At 58.1% G+C, this 19235-nt stretch carries 15 protein-coding genes; 14 read left to right on the forward strand and 1 reads right to left on the reverse strand.

Features of this window, described 5'->3' with window-relative positions:
* Window positions 1-6 precede the first annotated feature (6 nt).
* From CU081_RS13335 to bglB, 14 genes are all read left to right on the forward strand, one after another.
* The gene (locus CU081_RS13335) at window positions 7-768 is read left to right on the forward strand and encodes a fimbrial biogenesis chaperone (RefSeq protein ID WP_022651454.1); all 762 of its coding nucleotides are present in this window, start codon (window positions 7-9) and stop codon (window positions 766-768) included.
* Window positions 744-3128: a fimbria/pilus outer membrane usher protein gene (locus CU081_RS13340; protein WP_022651453.1), complete on the forward strand. Its 2385-nt coding sequence runs from the start codon at window positions 744-746 to the stop codon at window positions 3126-3128. The genes CU081_RS13335 and CU081_RS13340 overlap by 25 nt, the downstream gene beginning before the upstream one ends.
* Complete coding sequence (locus CU081_RS13345; protein WP_100185493.1) at window positions 3125-4087, forward strand: Csu type fimbrial protein; 963 nt, start codon at window positions 3125-3127, stop codon at window positions 4085-4087. The genes CU081_RS13340 and CU081_RS13345 overlap by 4 nt, the downstream gene beginning before the upstream one ends.
* An 85-nt stretch (window positions 4088-4172) precedes the next feature.
* A complete protein-coding gene (tar, locus tag CU081_RS13350; protein ID WP_022651451.1) occupies window positions 4173-5840 on the forward strand; it encodes a methyl-accepting chemotaxis protein II in 1668 nt (555 codons plus the stop codon).
* 44 nt (window positions 5841-5884) lie between these two features.
* Window positions 5885-7486, forward strand: a complete 1602-nt coding sequence (gene tap, locus CU081_RS13355) for a methyl-accepting chemotaxis protein IV (RefSeq protein ID WP_100185494.1) — start codon at window positions 5885-5887, stop codon at window positions 7484-7486.
* A 19-nt stretch (window positions 7487-7505) separates the two neighbouring features.
* Window positions 7506-8372 (forward strand): protein-glutamate O-methyltransferase CheR, encoded by an 867-nt coding sequence (cheR, locus tag CU081_RS13360; RefSeq protein ID WP_003859714.1) that lies wholly within the window; start codon window positions 7506-7508, stop codon window positions 8370-8372.
* Complete coding sequence (locus CU081_RS13365) at window positions 8369-9418, forward strand: protein-glutamate methylesterase/protein-glutamine glutaminase (RefSeq protein WP_003859716.1); 1050 nt, start codon at window positions 8369-8371, stop codon at window positions 9416-9418. The genes cheR and CU081_RS13365 overlap by 4 nt, the downstream gene beginning before the upstream one ends.
* A 17-nt stretch (window positions 9419-9435) precedes the next feature.
* On the forward strand, window positions 9436-9825 hold the full coding sequence (gene cheY, locus CU081_RS13370; RefSeq protein ID WP_000763862.1) for a chemotaxis response regulator CheY: 390 nt from the start codon (window positions 9436-9438) through the stop codon (window positions 9823-9825).
* A gap of 10 nt (window positions 9826-9835) precedes the next feature.
* Window positions 9836-10480 carry a protein phosphatase CheZ gene (cheZ, locus tag CU081_RS13375; RefSeq protein WP_003859718.1) on the forward strand — a complete coding sequence of 215 codons (645 nt, stop codon included), beginning with the start codon at window positions 9836-9838 and terminating at the stop codon, window positions 10478-10480.
* Window positions 10481-10630: 150 nt separating this feature from the next.
* Window positions 10631-11779, forward strand: a complete 1149-nt coding sequence (gene flhB / locus CU081_RS13380) for a flagellar biosynthesis protein FlhB (protein ID WP_003859720.1) — start codon at window positions 10631-10633, stop codon at window positions 11777-11779.
* A complete protein-coding gene (flhA, locus tag CU081_RS13385) occupies window positions 11772-13850 on the forward strand; it encodes a flagellar biosynthesis protein FlhA (RefSeq protein WP_003859723.1) in 2079 nt (692 codons plus the stop codon). The genes flhB and flhA overlap by 8 nt, the downstream gene beginning before the upstream one ends.
* Window positions 13850-14242 carry a flagellar protein FlhE gene (flhE, locus tag CU081_RS13390; protein ID WP_003859725.1) on the forward strand — a complete coding sequence of 131 codons (393 nt, stop codon included), beginning with the start codon at window positions 13850-13852 and terminating at the stop codon, window positions 14240-14242. Before flhA ends, flhE begins: the two co-directional genes overlap by 1 nt.
* 261 nt (window positions 14243-14503) lie before the next feature.
* Entirely contained in the window at window positions 14504-16087 is a 1584-nt protein-coding gene (locus CU081_RS13395) for an MFS transporter (protein ID WP_003859727.1), read from the forward strand.
* A gap of 4 nt (window positions 16088-16091) precedes the next feature.
* The gene (bglB, locus tag CU081_RS13400) at window positions 16092-17231 is read left to right on the forward strand and encodes a beta-galactosidase BglB (protein ID WP_003859729.1); all 1140 of its coding nucleotides are present in this window, start codon (window positions 16092-16094) and stop codon (window positions 17229-17231) included.
* Between the two features lie 34 nt (window positions 17232-17265).
* On the opposite strand, the gene argS is transcribed toward bglB, so the two are convergent.
* The gene (gene argS, locus CU081_RS13405; protein ID WP_003859730.1) at window positions 17266-18999 is read right to left on the reverse strand and encodes an arginine--tRNA ligase; all 1734 of its coding nucleotides are present in this window, start codon (window positions 18997-18999) and stop codon (window positions 17266-17268) included.
* Window positions 19000-19235: the final 236 nt, after the last annotated feature.

The raw sequence follows: 19235 nt of genomic DNA on the forward strand, positions 1-19235 counted from the left end.
ACATCGATGAAGCCATTTTTCAGGCGATCAGGCCTGGTGGGTCTGTTGGGGGCAACGGCTCTGGCAGCGGGCCAGGCGCAGGCAGCGGCAACCATTCTTTTGTGGCCCATCGATCCGTGGCTTTCGGCAGAGGCCAGAGCAACTGAATTGTGGATCCAGAATCAGGGCAACAGCGCCACGACAATGCAGATACGCATTGTGCGCTGGAAACAGGAGGGCGGATATGAGCGTTACACCGCCCAGCAGGATGTGGTCGCCAGCCCGCCGATCGTGACTATCGCTAAAGGCAGTAAACAGCTTATTCGCCTGATCAAGCAGGGGACGATCCCGTCGGGGGTTGAGCAGGCCTACCGCATTATTGTGGATGAAATTCCCCAGCCGGATGCCAAAGCGGAACCGTCCATGGGCCTCAAACTGCAAATGCGCTATTCGATTCCTTTATTTGTTTATGGGCAGGGGATCCCCACCCTCAACGAAGGGGCACACCACGCGCTGGCGAACACCCAACAGCTGAGCTGGCGGGTCGTTCAGGAGGGGGGGAAACCCGCGCTTCAGGTCCGTAATCAGGGGGATGTTCACGTCCGGCTCAGCCAGGTTGCGGTTGAGCAGGGCGGGCAAAAACGCACGGTTGCCGAGGGGCTGCTGGGTTATGTGCTGCCAGGCAGCACCCGAAGCTGGCCGCTTCCGGCAGGGATTTATCAGCCGAACCGGATGAGCGCGCAAATTAATGCCAGGGATACGCAATGGCAATCGACGCCCGTCAACTGAAACCGGCGATGATGATCCTGCTTTGCGTCAGTACCAGCGCCTTTGCCGAAACCGGTGACGACAGTTTACCGCCGCCGCCGGATGCACGGACGATGAACGGCGAAGCAGTATTCCAGCTCGCCCTGGTGCTGAACCACTATGACACGGGTCTGGTGGTGCCGGTGACGCAGCGCGAGGGTGCCTGGTTTATTTCGGGCGCGGATTTGCTCCGCGCCGGGCTGCCGCCCGCGCATGTGCCTGCCGGAGAGGTGAATCTCTCGACGCTTACGTCGGTACGCGCAGAGTACGACAGCACGGCCCAGCGTCTGTTGCTGACGGTCCCCCGGGACTGGGTCGCCGCGCGGATCACGCCGTTCAGCGAACAGAACACGCATAGCAAGCCGCACTATGGCCGCGGCGCGTTGCTCAATTACGACGTTTATACCAACCATTCCGAGCACACGGGCGGCCAGGCGTCGGTCTGGCACGAGTTCCGCTATTTCAATGAGGATTATTCGTTTTCATCGACGGGTTACGCCCGGCAGAATTTCACCGGTAACAGCGGGCAGCAGGAAGGGTACGTGCGCTACGACTCAACGTTTCTGATCACCAACGAGGAAGATGCCACCACCTGGACCGTCGGGGACGTCATCAGCGATGCGCTGAGCTGGAGCACCAGCGTGCGCATGGGCGGGATCAGCTACGGGCGCGACTTCTCCCTGCGTCCTGATCTGGTGACCTGGCCGCTGCCGGCGTTTTCCGGCGAGGCGGCTGTCCCGACCTCGGTCGATCTCTTTATTAATGGCTACCGTTCCGGCTCCACCCGCCTTCAGCCGGGGCCGTTTACCCTCACCAATCTGCCGTATATCAACGGTGCCGGGGATGCGGTGCTGGTTACCACTGATGCGCTGGGTCGTCAGGTGAGTACCACGCTGCCGTTTTATGTCAGCAGCGATCTGCTTAAGCAGGGGTTAAGCGACGGCGCCGTGACGCTGGGCAGCCTGCGGCGTAACTACGGTATTGAGAATTTTGACTATGGCCCGGCGGCGGGCAGCGGATCGTATCGCTACGGGGTGACCGACTGGCTGACGCTGGAGGGGCATGCGGAAGGGGCGGAGTCGCTGGCGCTCGGCGGAGCGGGCACGGTGCTGAAGCTCGGGCGTTTTGGCGTGGTAAATACCTCGTGGACCCAAAGCCGCATGCGCGGCGATAGCGGCGGCCAGATAAACTGGGGCTATCAGTACAACACCAGCGAGTTTAGCGTAGCGACCCAGCATACCCGGCGCGACCGTGGCTTCGGCAACCTCGCCCTGTACGATCAGCCCACCGTTTATGATGAAAATGATAACCCCGTTGCCAGCCTGAGCCGCAATACCGACCAGTATTCCTTAACTTTTAACCTCGGCGGTTACGGCAATATCGGCGCGGCGTGGATCGGGGTTGAAAGTTTTGACAGCAAAAAAACTGAGCTGCTCAACCTCTCCTGGAGCCGTAATTTGTGGGGCTCAAGCAGTATTTATCTGGCTGCCAGCCGTGACCAGCAGCGGGGCGACTGGACGGTTGCGCTGTCGTTGCAGGTTCCCCTCGGCGAACGTGACAGCGCCGCCGTCACCTTTGAAAACACCCCTGACGCAGGCAGCACTCAACGCATTAACTACAACCACTCGATGCCTTCAGACGGCGGCTTTAGCTGGAACATGGCCTGGGCCAACCAGTCGCGGTCGAGTAACTATCAGCAGGCTACGCTCGGCTGGCGGAATAACAATGTGGAGCTACAGGGCGGCGGCTACGGTGAGAAGGGCATGATGACCTGGTGGGGCGAGGCGATGGGTTCTGTTGTGCTGATGGACGGTGAGCTGTTTGCGGCGAACAAAATCAACGATGCGTTTGTGGTGATCAGCACCGACGGACATCCGGACGTACCCGTCAGCTACGAAAACCAGCCGGTTGGTAAAACCAATAACAAAGGTTATCTGTTGGTCAGCGGCGTTTCCGCCTATTACCCGGCAAGCTACCGCATTGATACCCTGAACTTACCTGCGGATACCCGGCTGAAAGAGACCGAGCGTCGGGTGGCGATTCGTCGGCATAACGGTTATCTGGTGGATTTCCCGATGGAGCAGGAGCGGGTTGCCAGCGTCATTCTGCACGATGCGCAGGGCAATGCGATCCCGGTGGGAAGCCAGGTCAGACGCGCATCCCGCAGCAGCGCGGTTGTCGGCTATGACGGCCTCGCCTGGCTGGAAAACCTCAACGATGTGAATCCGCTTGAGGTCATCACCCCGGAGGGTAAACGCTGTACGGCAACGCTGACCGTTGGCGCAAACCCTGAGCATAAGCTGCAAACCTACGGTCCGCTGACCTGTCGGGAGGCGCCGTGAGACGCCTGTTAATCGCGCTTCTGCTGCTGTGCTCCGGCGGCAGCTGGGCGGCCTGTACCGTCAGTACGGTGAATGCCTCGTTTGGCAGCGTCACCTCGTTCGCACTCAGCGGCACCGGGGAAGTGGAAACGACGGGCACGCTGGTGGTGACCTGCGATACCGTTCTCAACCTGTTAACCAACGACTCGGTGACGCTGAATTACACTTCGGCATCCGTCTTTGCGAATAGCCGGGCGACCATGAAGCGTACGGACAACGCGGCTATTACCGATGTCATTCCTACGCGCCTGTGCGGGGCGTCCGGCTGCGGCGGAAACAGTGAAATACAAATCAGCAAAGCCTATACCTGGAGCGGAAACACGCTGCTCGGGCTGCTGGGTTCAAGGCGCTACAACATTCCCCTTTATTTCCGGACCGTAATGGGGCAGAACGTCACCGGCGGGCCGTATCAGGTGTTGTTAACGTTCAGCATTAACTACAACGTGTGCGCCGTTGGCGCGGTCGGAGCGTGCCTGACCCCGCAAACCGGCACGGCAACCACCTCGATCCTCCTCAACATGACCGTCACCAACGATTGCAGCACCATGACCACGCCGGACGTGAATTTTAACAGCGCGCCGCTGGTGCAAAATTTTCCCACCGTTTCACAGTCGGTTGCCGTCACCTGTACCAAAGGCAGCACCTACACCATAGGCATTAATAATGGGGCAAATGCCCTGAACAACGTGCGTCGTATGGTCAGCGGCAGCAACTTCATGAGTTACGACATCTACAAAGAGGCGACCAGCAACCGCTGGGGTAGCAGCGGCAGCGAGCGCTGGGCCAGCGCCAGCTCATCGCAGGTCAGTACGGACGGGCTTTTACGTACCTACAACTACACCGCCAAAGTTCTGACCAGCCAGGCCACGCCGCCTGCCGGAACCTACACCGACACGCTGATTGTCGACGTCGCATTCTGACTCCCGCGCTTTTCCCTTTCGCAAATGTAAAGTTCCTGTGGCCTGTGCCGATAACACCGTTAATAAATCTATGAGAAGGTGTTGTATGTTGAACCGTATCCGCGTTGTCACAATGCTTATGATGGTGCTGGTCATTTTCGCACTTCTTCAGCTTACTTCTGGCGGCCTCTTTTTCTCGTCGTTAAAACAGAACCAGGACAGCTTCGCGGCCTCGAACGATTTGCGAATGCAGCAAAGCGAACTGACCACGACCTGGGATCTGATGTTGCAGACGCGTATCAACCTGAGCCGCTCGTCTGCCCGCATGATGATGGACCCAAATAACCAGCAGAGCAGCGCAAAAACGGAACTGCTGAAGAATGCGCGCGCCACGCTGGCAGACGCGGCGAAACATTACGACGCCTTCAAAAAAATCGCCCCTCAGCCGGCAATGGCGCAGGCGAGCGCGAACATAGATGAAAAATATCAGGCCTACTTCGCCGGCCTCACGGAGCTGGTGCAGTTCCTGGAGAAGGGCAATATGGACGCCTATTTCGCGCAGCCGACCCAGGGAATGCAGAACGCCCTCGGCGCGGCGCTCGGCGAGTACGCTAAAGCCAGCGGCGAGCTTTATCACTCCGCGTTCACGCAAAGCCAGAACGACTACCGTTTCGCGAAATGGCAGATGGCGGTTCTCGCCCTCGCGCTGGTCATAGTGCTGGTGGCCGTGTGGTACGGCATTCGTCATATCCTTCTTAACCCGCTTGGCCGCGTCATTGCCCATATCCGTGATATTGGCCGGGGCGATCTCACGAAAACGCTGTCCGTTTCTGGCCGCAATGAGATCACCGAGCTGGCAACCAGCGTCGACCATATGCAGCGTTCGCTGATTGATACCGTCGCCAACGTGCGCGAGGGGGCGGATGCCATCTATACCGGCACGAGTGAAATCGCGATGGGCAACAACGATCTTTCGTCCCGTACCGAACAGCAGGCGTCCGCTCTGGAAGAGACGGCGGCCAGCATGGAGCAGCTCACCGCGACCGTGAAGCAGAATGCCGACAACGCCCGTCAGGCGTCGCAGCTTGCAGAAAGCGCGTCCGATACCGCCCAGCGCGGGGGTCGGGTGGTCGACGGCGTGGTGAAAACCATGCATGACATTGCCGACAGCTCGAAGAAAATCGCCGACATCATCAGCGTTATCGACGGCATCGCCTTCCAGACCAACATCCTGGCGCTGAACGCGGCCGTTGAAGCGGCGCGTGCGGGCGAGCAGGGCCGCGGGTTTGCCGTAGTCGCCGGCGAAGTGCGTAACCTCGCCAGCCGCAGCGCCAATGCGGCGAAAGAGATCAAAGCTCTGATTGAAGACTCTGTTTCACGCGTGGATACCGGCTCGGTGCTGGTGGAAAGTGCGGGTGAAACCATGAATGACATCGTGAATGCCGTGACGCGCGTGACGGACATCATGGGTGAAATCGCCTCTGCATCGGATGAGCAGAGTCGTGGTATTGACCAGGTCGCCCTGGCGGTATCGGAAATGGATCGTGTGACGCAGCAAAACGCCGCCCTGGTGCAGGAGTCCGCTGCCGCGGCCGCTGCGCTGGAGGACCAGGCGAGCCGCCTGAAAATGGCCGTCTCGGCGTTCCGCCTTACTTCAAAAACAACAAATACGGTCAGCTCGCGATCGGTGTACGGCGAAGCAGCCCCGGCGCCCGTGACAGCACGTACGCGCGCAGCGGTGACCGGACAAGATGAAAACTGGGAAACATTTTGACTGACAATTAAACCGCGGCTGCTTGCCGCTTGATGGGAGCGTGGATGTTAAATCGTATTCGTATCTCGACCACACTGTTTTTGATTCTGATCCTGTGTGGGGTTTTGCAGGTTGGCAGTAACGGGTTGTCTTTCTGGGCGTTTCGCGATGGCTATCAGAATTTGCAGGAAGTTGAGACGAGTAATCAGCAGCGCTCCGCACTGGCACAAACGCGTGCCGTGCTGTTGCAGGCAAGCACTGCGCTGAACAAAGCAGGGACGTTAACCGCGCTGAGCTATCCGCCGGAGGATATTAAGGCGCTGATGGTTGTGGCCCGCAGCAGCCTGAAGCAGGCCGACGCGCAGTTTAAGGCTTTTACGGCGCAGGAGGCGGTCAGTGAGAAAGAGAAAGCGCTCAAAGTCGCCATGAAAAAGACCTTTGATGTGTGGTACGGCGATCTAGACCATCAGGCGACGTGGCTGGAGAACAACCAGCTTTCTGACTTCCTGACCGCGCCGGTGCAGGCGTCTCAGGCGGCGTTTGACGACAGCTTTAACGCATGGCAGCAGGATATTAACCAGTTTGTGGCGCGTGCCGGTGCGGACAGCTGTACCAGTTACCGCATGTCAGGGGTGATATTCCTGACTATGGTAATCCTGGCGGCCCTGCTGACCGGCGGCTCGCTGTGGTGGTCGCGCAAAATGATCGTCCAGCCGCTGGCCATCGTCAGCAGTCACTTCGACAGTATTGCGAAGGGCGACCTGGCGCGTCCGGTGGCCGTGTATGGCAGGAATGAAATATCAGCGATTTTCGCCAGCCTGAAGGCGATGCAGAGTTCGCTGCGGGAAACGGTAAGCAACGTTCGCCAGGGCAGTTACGCCATGCATACCGGGATCTCCGAGATTGCGGCAGGCAATAACGACCTCTCTTCCCGCACTGAACAGCAGGCGGCATCGCTGGCGCAGACGGCGGCCAGCATGGAGCAACTGACCGCGACGGTAAGCCAGAACGCCGATAACGCGCGTCAGGCGTCCGACTTGTCAAAACAGGCCGCGATGACGGCGAAACGTGGGGGCGATCAGGCTTCTCACGTTGCCAGCACGATGCAGGAGATTGCCGCCAGCTCGCAGAAAATTGGCGACATTATCAGCGTTATCGACGGTATCGCGTTCCAGACCAATATTCTGGCGCTGAACGCGGCGGTGGAAGCGGCGCGTGCCGGCGAGCAGGGGCGCGGGTTCGCGGTGGTTGCCGGTGAAGTCCGAAACCTCGCCAGCCGCAGCGCCAATGCGGCGAAAGAGATCAAAGGGCTGATAGAAGAGTCGGTCTCCCGCGTTCAGCAGGGCTCCGCGCTGGTGGATACCGCCGCGCAGACCATGCACGAGATAGTCACCTCCGTGACGCGGGTTAACGACATTATGGGCGAGATTGCCTCGGCGTCTGATGAACAACGCCGTGGTATTGAGCAGGTGGCGCAGGCCGTTACACAGATGGATCAGGTTACACAGCAGAACGCCTCACTGGTGGAAGAGGCGGCGGCTGCGACCGATCAGCTGGCAAACCAGGCGGATCACCTTACCGGGTTAGTCGCCGTATTTAATGTGAAAGAGCACGTTGAAGCAGTAACAGAAGTCGGACGGTCACAGGCCGTGCCCGTTGTATCCTGAATGTGATTGAGAAGGCGCTATGACATCACCCATGCCCTCAGGGCAAACGTCATTATTGTTGCAGATGACACAGCGCCTCGCGCTGTCCGACGCGCATTTTCGTCGGATATGTCAGTTAATCTACCAGCGTGCGGGGATCGTGCTTGCGGACCATAAGCGAGACATGGTCTACAACCGGCTGGTGCGGCGCTTGCGCACGCTGGGGCTGGACGATTTTGGCCGCTATCTGAGCATGCTCGAAGCGAACCAGAACAGCGCCGAATGGCAGGCATTTATCAACTCATTAACCACCAACCTGACCGCGTTTTTCCGCGAGGCGCATCACTTCCCGGTGCTGGCGGAACACGCCCGCCGCCGTGGCGGAGAGTATCGCGTCTGGAGCGCGGCGGCCTCTACCGGGGAAGAGCCGTACTCGCTGGCCATCACCCTGGCGGACACCCTGGGCATGGCGCCGGGTCGCTGGAAAGTGTACGCCAGCGACATCGACACGGAAGTGCTGGAAAAAGCCCGTAACGGCGTTTATCGCCAGGATGAGCTGAAAACGCTGTCTCCCCAGCAGCTACAGCGTTACTTCATGCGCGGTACCGGCCCGCATGAAGGACTGGTGCGCGTACGCCAGGAGCTGGCGAACTGCGTGGAATTTGCCCCCGTTAATTTACTGGATAAGCAGTACAACGTGCCGGGGCCATTCGACGCCATTTTTTGTCGTAACGTGATGATCTATTTTGATAAAACGACGCAGCAGGACATTTTGCGTCGCTTTGTTCCGTTGCTCAAGCCTGACGGTTTACTGTTTGCCGGGCACTCGGAAAACTTCAGCAACCTCGTGCGTGAGTTTAGCCTGCGTGGGCAAACGGTATATGCGCTGAGTAAGGAAAAAGCATGAGTAAAATCAGGGTATTGTCTGTCGATGATTCGGCGCTGATGCGTCAGATCATGACCGAAATCATCAATAGCCACAGCGATATGGAGATGGTGGCGACAGCGCCCGATCCGCTGGTCGCGCGGGATTTAATCAAAAAATATAACCCCGACGTGCTGACGCTGGATGTTGAAATGCCGCGCATGGATGGCATCGATTTCCTGGAAAAATTAATGCGCCTGCGCCCGATGCCGGTGGTGATGGTGTCATCTCTGACCGGTAAGGGTTCAGAAATCACCCTGCGCGCGCTGGAGCTGGGGGCGGTGGATTTTGTCACCAAGCCGCAGCTCGGCATTCGCGAGGGGATGCTGGCGTACAGCGAGATGATCGCCGAGAAGATCCGCACCGCGTCCCGGGCGAAGCTTGCCGCGCATAAACCGACGGCAGCCCCGGCAACCCTGAAGGCGGGGCCGTTACTCAGCTCGGAAAAGTTGCTGGTGATTGGCGCGTCAACCGGAGGAACAGAGGCAATTCGCCATGTACTCCAGCCATTGCCGCTCTCAAGCCCGGGTATTCTGATTACGCAACATATGCCGCCGGGCTTTACCCGCTCGTTCGCGGAGCGCCTGAATAAGCTGTGCCAGATCAGCGTGAAAGAGGCGGAAGACGGCGAGCGCGTGCTGCCGGGTCACGCCTATATCGCCCCGGGTGACAAGCACATGGAGCTGGCGCGCAGCGGGGCGAACTATCAAATCAAAATTCATGACGGGCCGCCGGTTAACCGGCACCGTCCGTCGGTGGATGTGCTGTTTCATTCGGTGGCGAAACATGCGGGGCGCAACGCCGTTGGGGTGATCCTGACGGGGATGGGCAACGACGGCGCCGCCGGAATGCTTGCGATGCACCAGGCTGGCGCCTGGACGATTGCGCAGAATGAAGCAAGTTGTGTGGTGTTCGGCATGCCGCGCGAGGCCATCAATATGGGTGGCGTAAGCGAAGTGGTCGATCTTAGCCAGGTAAGCCAGCAGATGCTGGCGAAAATCAGTGCCGGACAGGCAATACGTATTTGACTCAGGAGTATTATTTTATGGCGGATAAAGAGCTTAAGTTTTTGGTTGTGGATGACTTTTCCACCATGCGTCGCATTGTGCGCAACCTGCTGAAAGAGCTGGGCTTCAACAATGTTGAAGAAGCAGAAGACGGGGTGGATGCGCTGAACAAGCTCCAGGCTGGCGGGTTTGGTTTTGTGATTTCCGACTGGAACATGCCGAACATGGACGGTCTCGAACTGCTGAAAACCATCCGCGCGGATGCAGGTATGGCCTCTCTGCCGGTACTGATGGTGACCGCAGAAGCGAAGAAAGAGAACATTATTGCCGCTGCACAGGCGGGCGCAAGCGGCTACGTGGTGAAGCCATTCACCGCGGCGACTCTGGAAGAGAAGCTCGGGAAGATCTTCGAGAAACTCGGCATGTGAGGTGATGGATATGTTGCAACCTGCTATGAAACCCGTTGAAGAACATTCGCCGAGCGACATTATTGCCCGCATTGGTAGCCTGACCCGCATGCTGCGCGACAGCCTGCGTGAGCTGGGGCTGGACCAGGCGATCGCCGAAGCGGCGGAAGCCATCCCTGACGCGCGCGACCGTCTGGACTACGTCGTGCAGATGACCGCGCAGGCGGCCGAGCGTGCGCTGAACAGCGTTGAAGCCTCGCAGCCGCACCAGGATGCCATGGAGAAGGGTGCGAAAGCGCTGAGCAAACGCTGGGATGAGTGGTTTGAGAACCCTATTGAGCTGGCGGATGCCCGCGAACTGGTAACGGATACCCGTCAGTACCTGGGTGACGTGCCGGGCCACACCAGCTTCACTAACGCCCAGCTGCTGGACATCATGATGGCGCAGGATTTCCAGGACCTTACCGGCCAGGTGATCAAGCGCATGATGGATGTGATTCAGGAGATTGAACGTCAGCTGCTGATGGTGCTGCTGGAGAACATTCCGGAACCGGCTGCCCGTCCGAAACGCGAGAACGAAAGCCTGCTCAATGGTCCACAGCTTGACACCAGCAAAGCGGGCGTGGTGGCAAGCCAGGATCAGGTGGACGATCTGCTGGATAGCCTTGGTTTCTGATTGCCCGTTCTGCCTCAGGTCGTTAACGCGGCCTGAGGCAGCTCAGAACAAAAACAGCGAAAAGAGCCCGAATAAACGGGCTTTTCCCGCCATTGGATTTTCTCTGCGCTGGCATGATACCCGTGAATTAATGGGCTGCGAGCAGGCACAGTGGCAGAAGAGAACGACGACAAAACAGAAGCCCCCACACCCCACCGACTTGAAAAAGCCCGTGAGGATGGGCAGATCCCCCGATCCCGAGAGCTGACATCCCTGCTGATCCTGGTGGTGGGCGTCTGCATAATCTGGTGGGGCGGGGAGATGCTCGCCCGCAGACTGGCGGGAATGCTCTCTGCTGGCTTACGTTTTGATCACAGCATGGTCAATGACCCCAATCTGATCCTCATTCAAATCATCAACCTTGTGAAAAGCGCGATGATCGCCTTGCTGCCGCTGATCGCGGGCGTGGTCATCGTGGCCCTTGTTTCGCCGGTCATGCTCGGTGGCCTGGTGTTCAGCGGTAAATCGCTGCAACCGAAATTCTCCAAGCTCAACCCGCTACCCGGTATTGCGAAAATGTTCTCCGCGCAAACCGGGGCTGAGCTTCTTAAAGCGATCCTGAAATCGCTTCTTATGGGCAGTACAGCCGGGTTTTTTCTGTGGCACCACTGGCCGGAGATGATGCGCCTGATCAGCGAGTCACCGATGACGGCGATGAAAAATGCCCTGAACCTGGTCGGGTTATGCTCGCTGCTGGTGGTACTCAGCATTATTCCGATGGTGGCGTTCGACGTTATCTTCCAGATCTATTCCCATATCAAAAAGCTGCGAATGTCGCGTCAGGACATCCGCGATGAATATAAACAGATGGAAGGCGACCCCCACGTGAAGGGCCGTATCCGGCAGATGCAGCGTGCCGCCGCGCGTCGGCGCATGATGGAAGATGTGCCGAAAGCCGACGTCATCGTCACCAACCCGACCCACTACTCCGTGGCGCTTCAGTACGACGAAAACAAAATGAGCGCGCCGAAAGTGGTGGCGAAAGGGGCCGGACTGATTGCGCTGCGCATTCGTGAAATCGCGACGGAAAACCGCGTACCGATCCTGGAAGCACCGCCGCTGGCCCGTGCGCTGTATCGCCACGCGGAAATTGGACAACAGATCCCGGGCCAGCTCTACGCCGCTGTCGCAGAGGTGCTGGCCTGGGTGTGGCAACTGAAACGCTGGCGTTTAGCGGGCGGTCAACGACCTGTAAAACCTGAGAACCTTCCGGTGCCTGAAGCACTGGATTTTTTGAACGAGAAGGACACTGATGGCTAATCTGGTGGCAATGTTGCGCCTGCCCGGCAACCTGAAATCGACGCAATGGCAGATCCTTGCCGGACCGATTCTGATCCTGCTAATTCTGTCTATGATGGTGCTGCCGTTACCGGCATTTATTCTCGACCTGCTTTTCACCTTCAACATTGCGTTGTCCATCATGGTGTTGCTGGTGGCGATGTTCACCCAGCGCACGCTGGAGTTCGCCGCGTTTCCAACGATCCTGCTGTTCACCACGCTGCTGCGTCTGGCGCTGAACGTTGCCTCCACGCGTATCATCCTGATGGAAGGGCACACCGGCGCGGCGGCGGCGGGCAAGGTGGTCGAAGCCTTCGGTCACTTCCTGGTGGGCGGCAACTTCGCCATCGGTATCGTGGTGTTCGTCATTCTGGTGATTATCAACTTCATGGTTATCACTAAAGGTGCGGGGCGTATCGCAGAAGTAGGCGCGCGCTTCGTGCTCGACGGGATGCCGGGTAAGCAGATGGCCATCGACGCCGACCTGAATGCCGGGCTGATCGCGGAAGATGAAGCAAAAAAACGCCGTGCCGAAGTGACCCAGGAGGCAGATTTCTACGGCTCCATGGACGGTGCGAGTAAGTTTGTGCGCGGTGACGCCATCGCGGGCATTCTGATCATGGTGATTAACGTCGTCGGCGGCCTGCTTGTCGGCGTGCTGCAACACGGCATGGACATGGGCCACGCAGCGGAAAGCTATACGCTGCTGACCATTGGTGATGGTCTGGTGGCGCAGATCCCGGCGCTGGTGATCTCCACCGCGGCGGGTGTGATTGTGACCCGCGTCAGCACCGATCAGGATGTAGGCGAGCAGATGGTGGGGCAGTTGTTCAGCAACCCGCGCGTTATGCTGCTCTCCGCGGCGGTACTGGGCCTGCTCGGTATGGTGCCTGGCATGCCAAACCTGGTATTCCTGCTGTTTACTGCCGCGCTGCTGGGCCTTGCCTGGTGGATGCGTGGCCGTGAAACGCAGCCTAAGGCAGAGCCAGCGCCGGTCAAAATGCCTGAGAACACCCAGGCGGTGGAGGCCACCTGGAACGACGTTCAGCTCGAAGATTCGCTGGGGATGGAAGTGGGGTACCGCCTGATCCCGATGGTGGATTTCCAGCAGGATGGTGAACTGCTTGGCCGTATCCGCAGCATTCGTAAAAAATTCGCCCAGGATATGGGCTTCCTGCCGCCGGTGGTCCACATCCGGGACAACATGGATCTCCCGCCCGCGCGCTATCGCATCCTGATGAAAGGGGTAGAAATCGGCAGCGGTGATGCGTACCCCGGCCGCTGGCTGGCAATTAACCCGGGCACGGCCGCAGGCACGTTGCCGGGTGAGCAGACGACCGACCCGGCCTTTGGTCTGGCGGCAATTTGGATTGAGAGCGCTCTGAAAGAGCAGGCGCAGATCCAGGGTTACACGGTTGTTGAGGCCAGTACCGTGGTGGCGACGCACCTCAACCATCTGATTGGCCAGTTCTCTGCGGAACTGTTTGGTCGTCAGGAGGCGCAGCAGCTGCTCGACCGCGTAACGCAGGAGATGCCGAAACTGACCGAAGATTTAGTGCCGGGCGTGCTGACCTTAACCACCCTGCATAAAGTGCTGCAAAACCTGCTCGACGAGAAGGTGCCCATTCGCGATATGCGTACCATCCTTGAGACGCTGGCCGAACATGCGCCGCTGCAAAGCGATCCGCACGAACTGACGGCGGTGGTACGCGTGGCGCTCGGACGCGCCATTACCCAGCAATGGTTCCCGGGAACCGGCGAAGTGCAGGTCATTGGCCTGGATACGCCGCTGGAACGGCTGCTGCTTCAGGCGTTGCAGGGCGGTGGCGGGCTGGAGCCGGGTCTGGCGGACAGATTACTGGCGCAAACCCAGGAGGCGCTGGCGCGTCAGGAGATGCTGGGCGCGCCGCCGGTGCTGCTGGTGAATCATGCGCTGCGTCCGCTGCTGTCGCGCTTCCTGCGCCGGAGCCTGAACCAGCTGGTGGTGCTGTCGAATATGGAGCTGTCCGATAACCGCAATATTCGCATGACGGCGACCATAGGAGGGAAATAATGCGGAAGTGGCTGTGGATCTTACTTTTCCCGCTGGCGGCGCAGGCCGCAGGCGAGGGGGCATGGCAGGCCAGCAGTATAGGCTTAACGCTCAACCATCGCGGGGAGTCGATCTCCTCCCGTCCGTTGTCCGCCTCTGAGCCCGTGTCCGGGCAGATGACGCTGGTGGCCTGGAATTACACCCTGACGGGACCCACACCAGCCGGGTTGCGGGTGCGTCTGTGCTCGCTGACCCGCTGCGCGGAAATCGAGGGACAAAGTGGCACCACCCAGGCCTTCAACGGGGTGTCTGCTCAGGAGCCTTTACGCTTTATCTGGGAAGTGCCAGGCGGTGGACGTCTGATCCCGGCGCTGAAAGTTCAGCGCAACGAGGTGCTCGTCAACTACCGCTAACTGCCTGCCTTTTCACCAGTCTTCAGGCATTTCTGAAGGCTGGCTCGCAAAATTGACCTTCCCTTTTGATACAAAAGAAACGCTGTTTTATAAATCAGTGACACGCGTATTGACACTCTTTGCATTTTTGCCATTCACCCCTTTGTGATGGCAGAAACAGAAAGGTATCAACAGGTCGATACTTTTACTGTAGCCGTGTAAAAACTCCCGGACGAGGTTTGCTTACAGGGAGTCTCCCAAAACTGATTAGGGTTGACGGCAATGAAAACACGTAAAATTGGACTCGCAAATTATCTTGCTTACGGGTCAGGGGACTTCCTCGGGGCGGGAACCACCGCCCTGACGGCCGCCTGGCTTTTGTATTTTTATACCACCTTCTGTGGACTCACACCGATTGAAGCAACCTTTATCTTCGCCGCCGCAAGGGTGCTGGATGCGGTTGTCAGCCCGTTAATGGGCTTTTTAACCGATAACTTTGGCACCACCTGGCTGGGCAAGCGTTTTGGCCGTCGTAAGTTCTTCATCCTGCTCGGTATTCCCTGCGTTTTCAGCTACTCGCTGATGTGGGTAGGGGACATGAGTTTCTGGTACTACCTGCTGACCTATCTGATCTTTGATATCGTCTACACCATGATCCTGGTGCCATACGAAACGCTGGTGCCGGAGATGACGGACGATTTCAAACAGAAAACCAAATTCTCCGGGGCGCGTATCTCTATGGCGCAGATGTCCGCCATTCTGGCTTCCTTCCTCCCGGGGATCCTGCTCACGCATTTCGGCAAAGACAACGCGATCTCCTTCTTCTATGCAAGCCTGGTCTTCTCCGTACTCTGCGCACTGATGCTTACGTTCGTCTGGTTCTTTACCTGGGAGCGCCCGCGGGAAGAGTGGTCTGAAGCGGCCCTGCGTGCCGAAGAAGAGAAGAAAAAGCTGACCCTTGGGCAGAGCCTGAATCGCCTTTTTGTTGAATTAAGTTCGACGCTGCGTATCAAGATTTTCCGCCAGCATCTGGGGATGTACCTTGGCGGCTACATCGCACAGGACGTCTTTAATGCCGTGTTTACCTATTACGTGGTATTTGTGCTGATGCAGGAGGCGTCAATGGCGTCCAACCTGCTGGGCACGATGGCCATCTTCCAGTTCCTCGCCGTGATCGGCATGATCCCGCTGTGCATTCGCTTCGGACCTGCGCCGTCTTACCGCATGGTGGTCGTGCTGTTTGGTCTGGCTTCGCTCTCTTACGCGGTACTTTATTACGCGGGCCTGAGCGACGTTTACGCTCTGCTGCTGCTGATCTCTGCGGTTGCCGGTCTTGGTCGCGGGGGGATCAACTACGTACCGTGGAATACCTACACCTACATTGCTGACGTGGACGAAGTGATCACCGGTCAGCGTCGCGAAGGGATCTTCGCGGGCATCATGACGCTGACCCGTAAAGCGTCCCAGGCCGGTGCGGTAATGCTGGTGGGGATCGTGATGCAGATGTCTGGCTTTGTCAGCGGTCAAAAAGTGCAGCCTGCGGAAGTGAGCCATACCATTCTGATGATCCTGAGCGTCGGCACCATTCTGGTACTGTTCTGCGGCTTCCTGGTCTCCCTGCGCTTCAAACTCAATTTGCAGACCCACAGCACCCTGCGTGAAGAGACCGCGAAAATGCGCGAGTCCGGCCATGCGATGCCAGAGGCGGTGACCCCGCAGGCCCGCGCCACCGTGGAGATGCTGGCCGGTATGCCGTATGAATCCCTGTGGGGCAACAACAATATCGGTTATCTGAATCGCAATAAGCCGGCGGCCCCTTCGCTGAAGGATCGCGCGGTACTGAATTCGACATACAACAGAGGTTAAGATGATGAAAGTTTGGCCTGTCAAACATAGCCCATTACTGCGTCAGCCTGAGCGCTTTATCGCCAGGGATGAGCTGAAATCGCTGATTCAAAAGGTGACGCATAACCTGGTCAATATCCACGACAAAACGGGTGAGTTTTTACTGCGGCTGGACGACGGGCGCGTGATCGACACCAAAGGCTGGGCCGGATGGGAATGGACCCACGGCGTCGGTTTATACGGTATCTGGCAGTATTACTGCCAGACCGGTGACGAGGGCATGCGCGAGATTATCGACAGCTGGTTTACTGACCGTTTCGCTGAAGGCGCAACCACCAAAAACGTGAATACCATGTCGCCGTTCCTGACGCTGGCGTATCGCTACGAAGAGACCAAAAACCCGGCCTGGCTGCCGTGGCTGGAAAGCTGGGCGGAATGGGCGATGAATGAGATGCCGCGCACCGAACATGGTGGCATGCAGCACATCACCCTGGCGGAAGAGAACCATCAGCAAATGTGGGATGACACGCTGATGATGACGGTGCTGCCGCTGGCGAAAATCGGCAAGCTGCTGAACAAGCCGGAGTACGTCGAGGAGGCGATCTATCAGTTCCTGCTCCACGTACAGAACCTGATGGATCGGGAGACGGGGCTGTGGTTCCACGGCTGGAATTACGACGGCAATCACAACTTTGCCCGGGCCCGCTGGGCGCGCGGCAACAGCTGGCTGACCATCGTGATCCCGGATTTCCTCGAGCTGGTGGATCTGCCGGAAAACAACGCCGTTCGTCGCTATCTGGTGCAGGTACTGAACGCGCAGATCGCCGCACTGGCAAAATGTCAGGACGAGAGTGGCTTGTGGCATACGCTGCTGGACGATCCTGAATCTTATCTGGAGGCGTCGGCCACGGCAGGGTTTGCCTACGGCATTCTGAAAGCCGTGCGCAAGCGTTATGTCGGCGCAGAGTACGCAGAGGTGGCGGAGAAAGCGATTCGCGGTATCGTGAAAAACATCTCGCCGGAAGGGGAGCTGCTGCAAACCTCGTTCGGGACCGGGATGGGAAGCGATCTTGAGTTTTATCGCCAGATACCGCTCACGTCGATGCCGTACGGGCAGGCGATGGCGATACTGTGCCTGACGGAGTATTTGCGGAAGTATTTCTGATAATAAAAAACCCGGCGCTTGCCGGGTTTATTTTTTACATACGCTCTACGGTTTCGATACCCAGAGTATCCAGACCGAGCTTCAGGGTCTTCGCCGTCAGCTGCGCGAGCTTCAGGCGGCTGTGGCGCACCGCTTCGTTCTCGGCAGAGAGGATAGGGCAGTGTTCGTAGAAGCCAGAGAACAGACCGGCCAGATCGTACAGGTAAGCACACATAACGTGCGGCGTACCGTCACGCGCGACCACGGAGAGCGTCTCTTCGAACTGAAGCAGGCGGGCAGCCAGCTGTGCTTCACGGTCTTCGGTAATAGACACCGTAGCATTCGCCAGCACGCTTTCGTCGATATTGGCTTTACGGAAGACGGAGAGTACGCGGGTGTAAGCGTACTGCATGTATGGCGCCGTGTTGCCTTCAAACGCCAGCATGTTGTCCCAGTCGAAGATATAGTCGGTGGTACGGTTCTTGGAGAGATCCGCGTATTTCACCGCGCCAATTCCCACCGCGTTAGCAAGTTTCTCCAGCTCGTCAGCAGGCATGTCCGGGTTCTTCTCGGCCACCAGGCGACGCGCGCGTTCCAGCGCTTCATCCAGCAGATCGGAAAGCTTCACGGTGCCGCCCGCACGGGTTTTGAACGGCTTACCGTCTTTACCCAGCATCATGCCGAACATGTGATGTTCCAGCGGCACGGAATCCGGCACATAACCCGCTTTACGCACGATAGTCCACGCCTGCATCAGATGCTGATGCTGACGGGAGTCGATGTAATACAGCACGCGGTCCGCATGCAGGGTTTCGTAACGGTATTTCGCACAGGCGATGTCGGTGGTGGTGTAAAGATAGCCGCCATCCTTTTTCTGGACGATCACGCCCATCGGTTCGCCTTCCTTGTTTTTATACTCATCAAGGAACACCACCGTTGCGCCTTCGCTTTCCACCGCCAGATTTTTAGCTTTCAGGTCCGCCACAATGCCTGGCAGCATCGGGTTATACAGGCTTTCACCCATCACGTCGTCACGGGTCAGGGTCACGTTCAGACGATTATAGGTAAGCTGGTTCTGGGACATGGTAATGTCCACCAGCTTGCGCCACATCTCGAGGAAGTACGGGTCGCCACCTTGAAGTTTCACCACGTAGCTGCGCGCGCGCTCGGCGAAGGCTTCGTCTTCGTCATAGTGCTTTTTGGCTTCACGGTAGAAACCTTCCAGGTCTGCCAGCGCCATTTCGCCTGCGTTTTCCTGCTGCTGTTTTTCAAGATACGCGATCAGCATGCCGAACTGCGTGCCCCAGTCGCCTACGTGGTTAGCGCGGATCACCTTGTGACCAAGGAACTCCAGGGTACGCACTGCCGCGTCACCGATGATGGTGGAGCGCAGGTGACCGACGTGCATCTCTTTCGCCACGTTTGGCGCGGAGTAGTCAACCACCACGGTCTGCGCTTCTGGCTGAGCCACGCCCAGACGGTCAGATTTCAGCGCCGCGTCAACGTGGCTTGCCAGGAATGCAGGCTCAAGGAAAATGTTGATAAAGCCTGGACCGGCGATTTCGGTTTTGCTGGCGATGCCGGTGAGATCCAGATGCGTCAGTACCTGCTCAGCGAGCTGTCGCGGCGGCATGCCCAGTTTTTTAGCCACTGCCATCACGCCATTAGCCTGATAGTCGCCAAACTGTACTTTCGCTGACTGACGAACCTGTGGTTCGCAATCCGCAGGCGCACCTGCGGCAATCAGTGCCTGACTGACTTTTTCTGAGAGAAGAGCCTGAATATTCACCTGGATACCTTACGTTTTTGATGCGGGTAAAAAACACCCACGCCAGTTTAAGAATTTAGGGCGGGAGTATACTGCAAATGCCTTCGGGCGTCAGCCCTGCGGGGGGCGAAGATCGCTCAGAATCCAGGCGAAGACGGTATGCATAATCATGCAGTCGAAAAAACCGTGATTCTGCGGTTGGTCGACAGGGGGCAACAGAGTAAATTAGCGGCTTTGCGACACGAAACGAGACTGAC

The sequence above is a fragment of the Enterobacter sp. CRENT-193 genome (assembly GCF_002787395.1).
Taxonomy (GTDB): domain Bacteria; phylum Pseudomonadota; class Gammaproteobacteria; order Enterobacterales; family Enterobacteriaceae; genus Enterobacter; species Enterobacter hormaechei_C.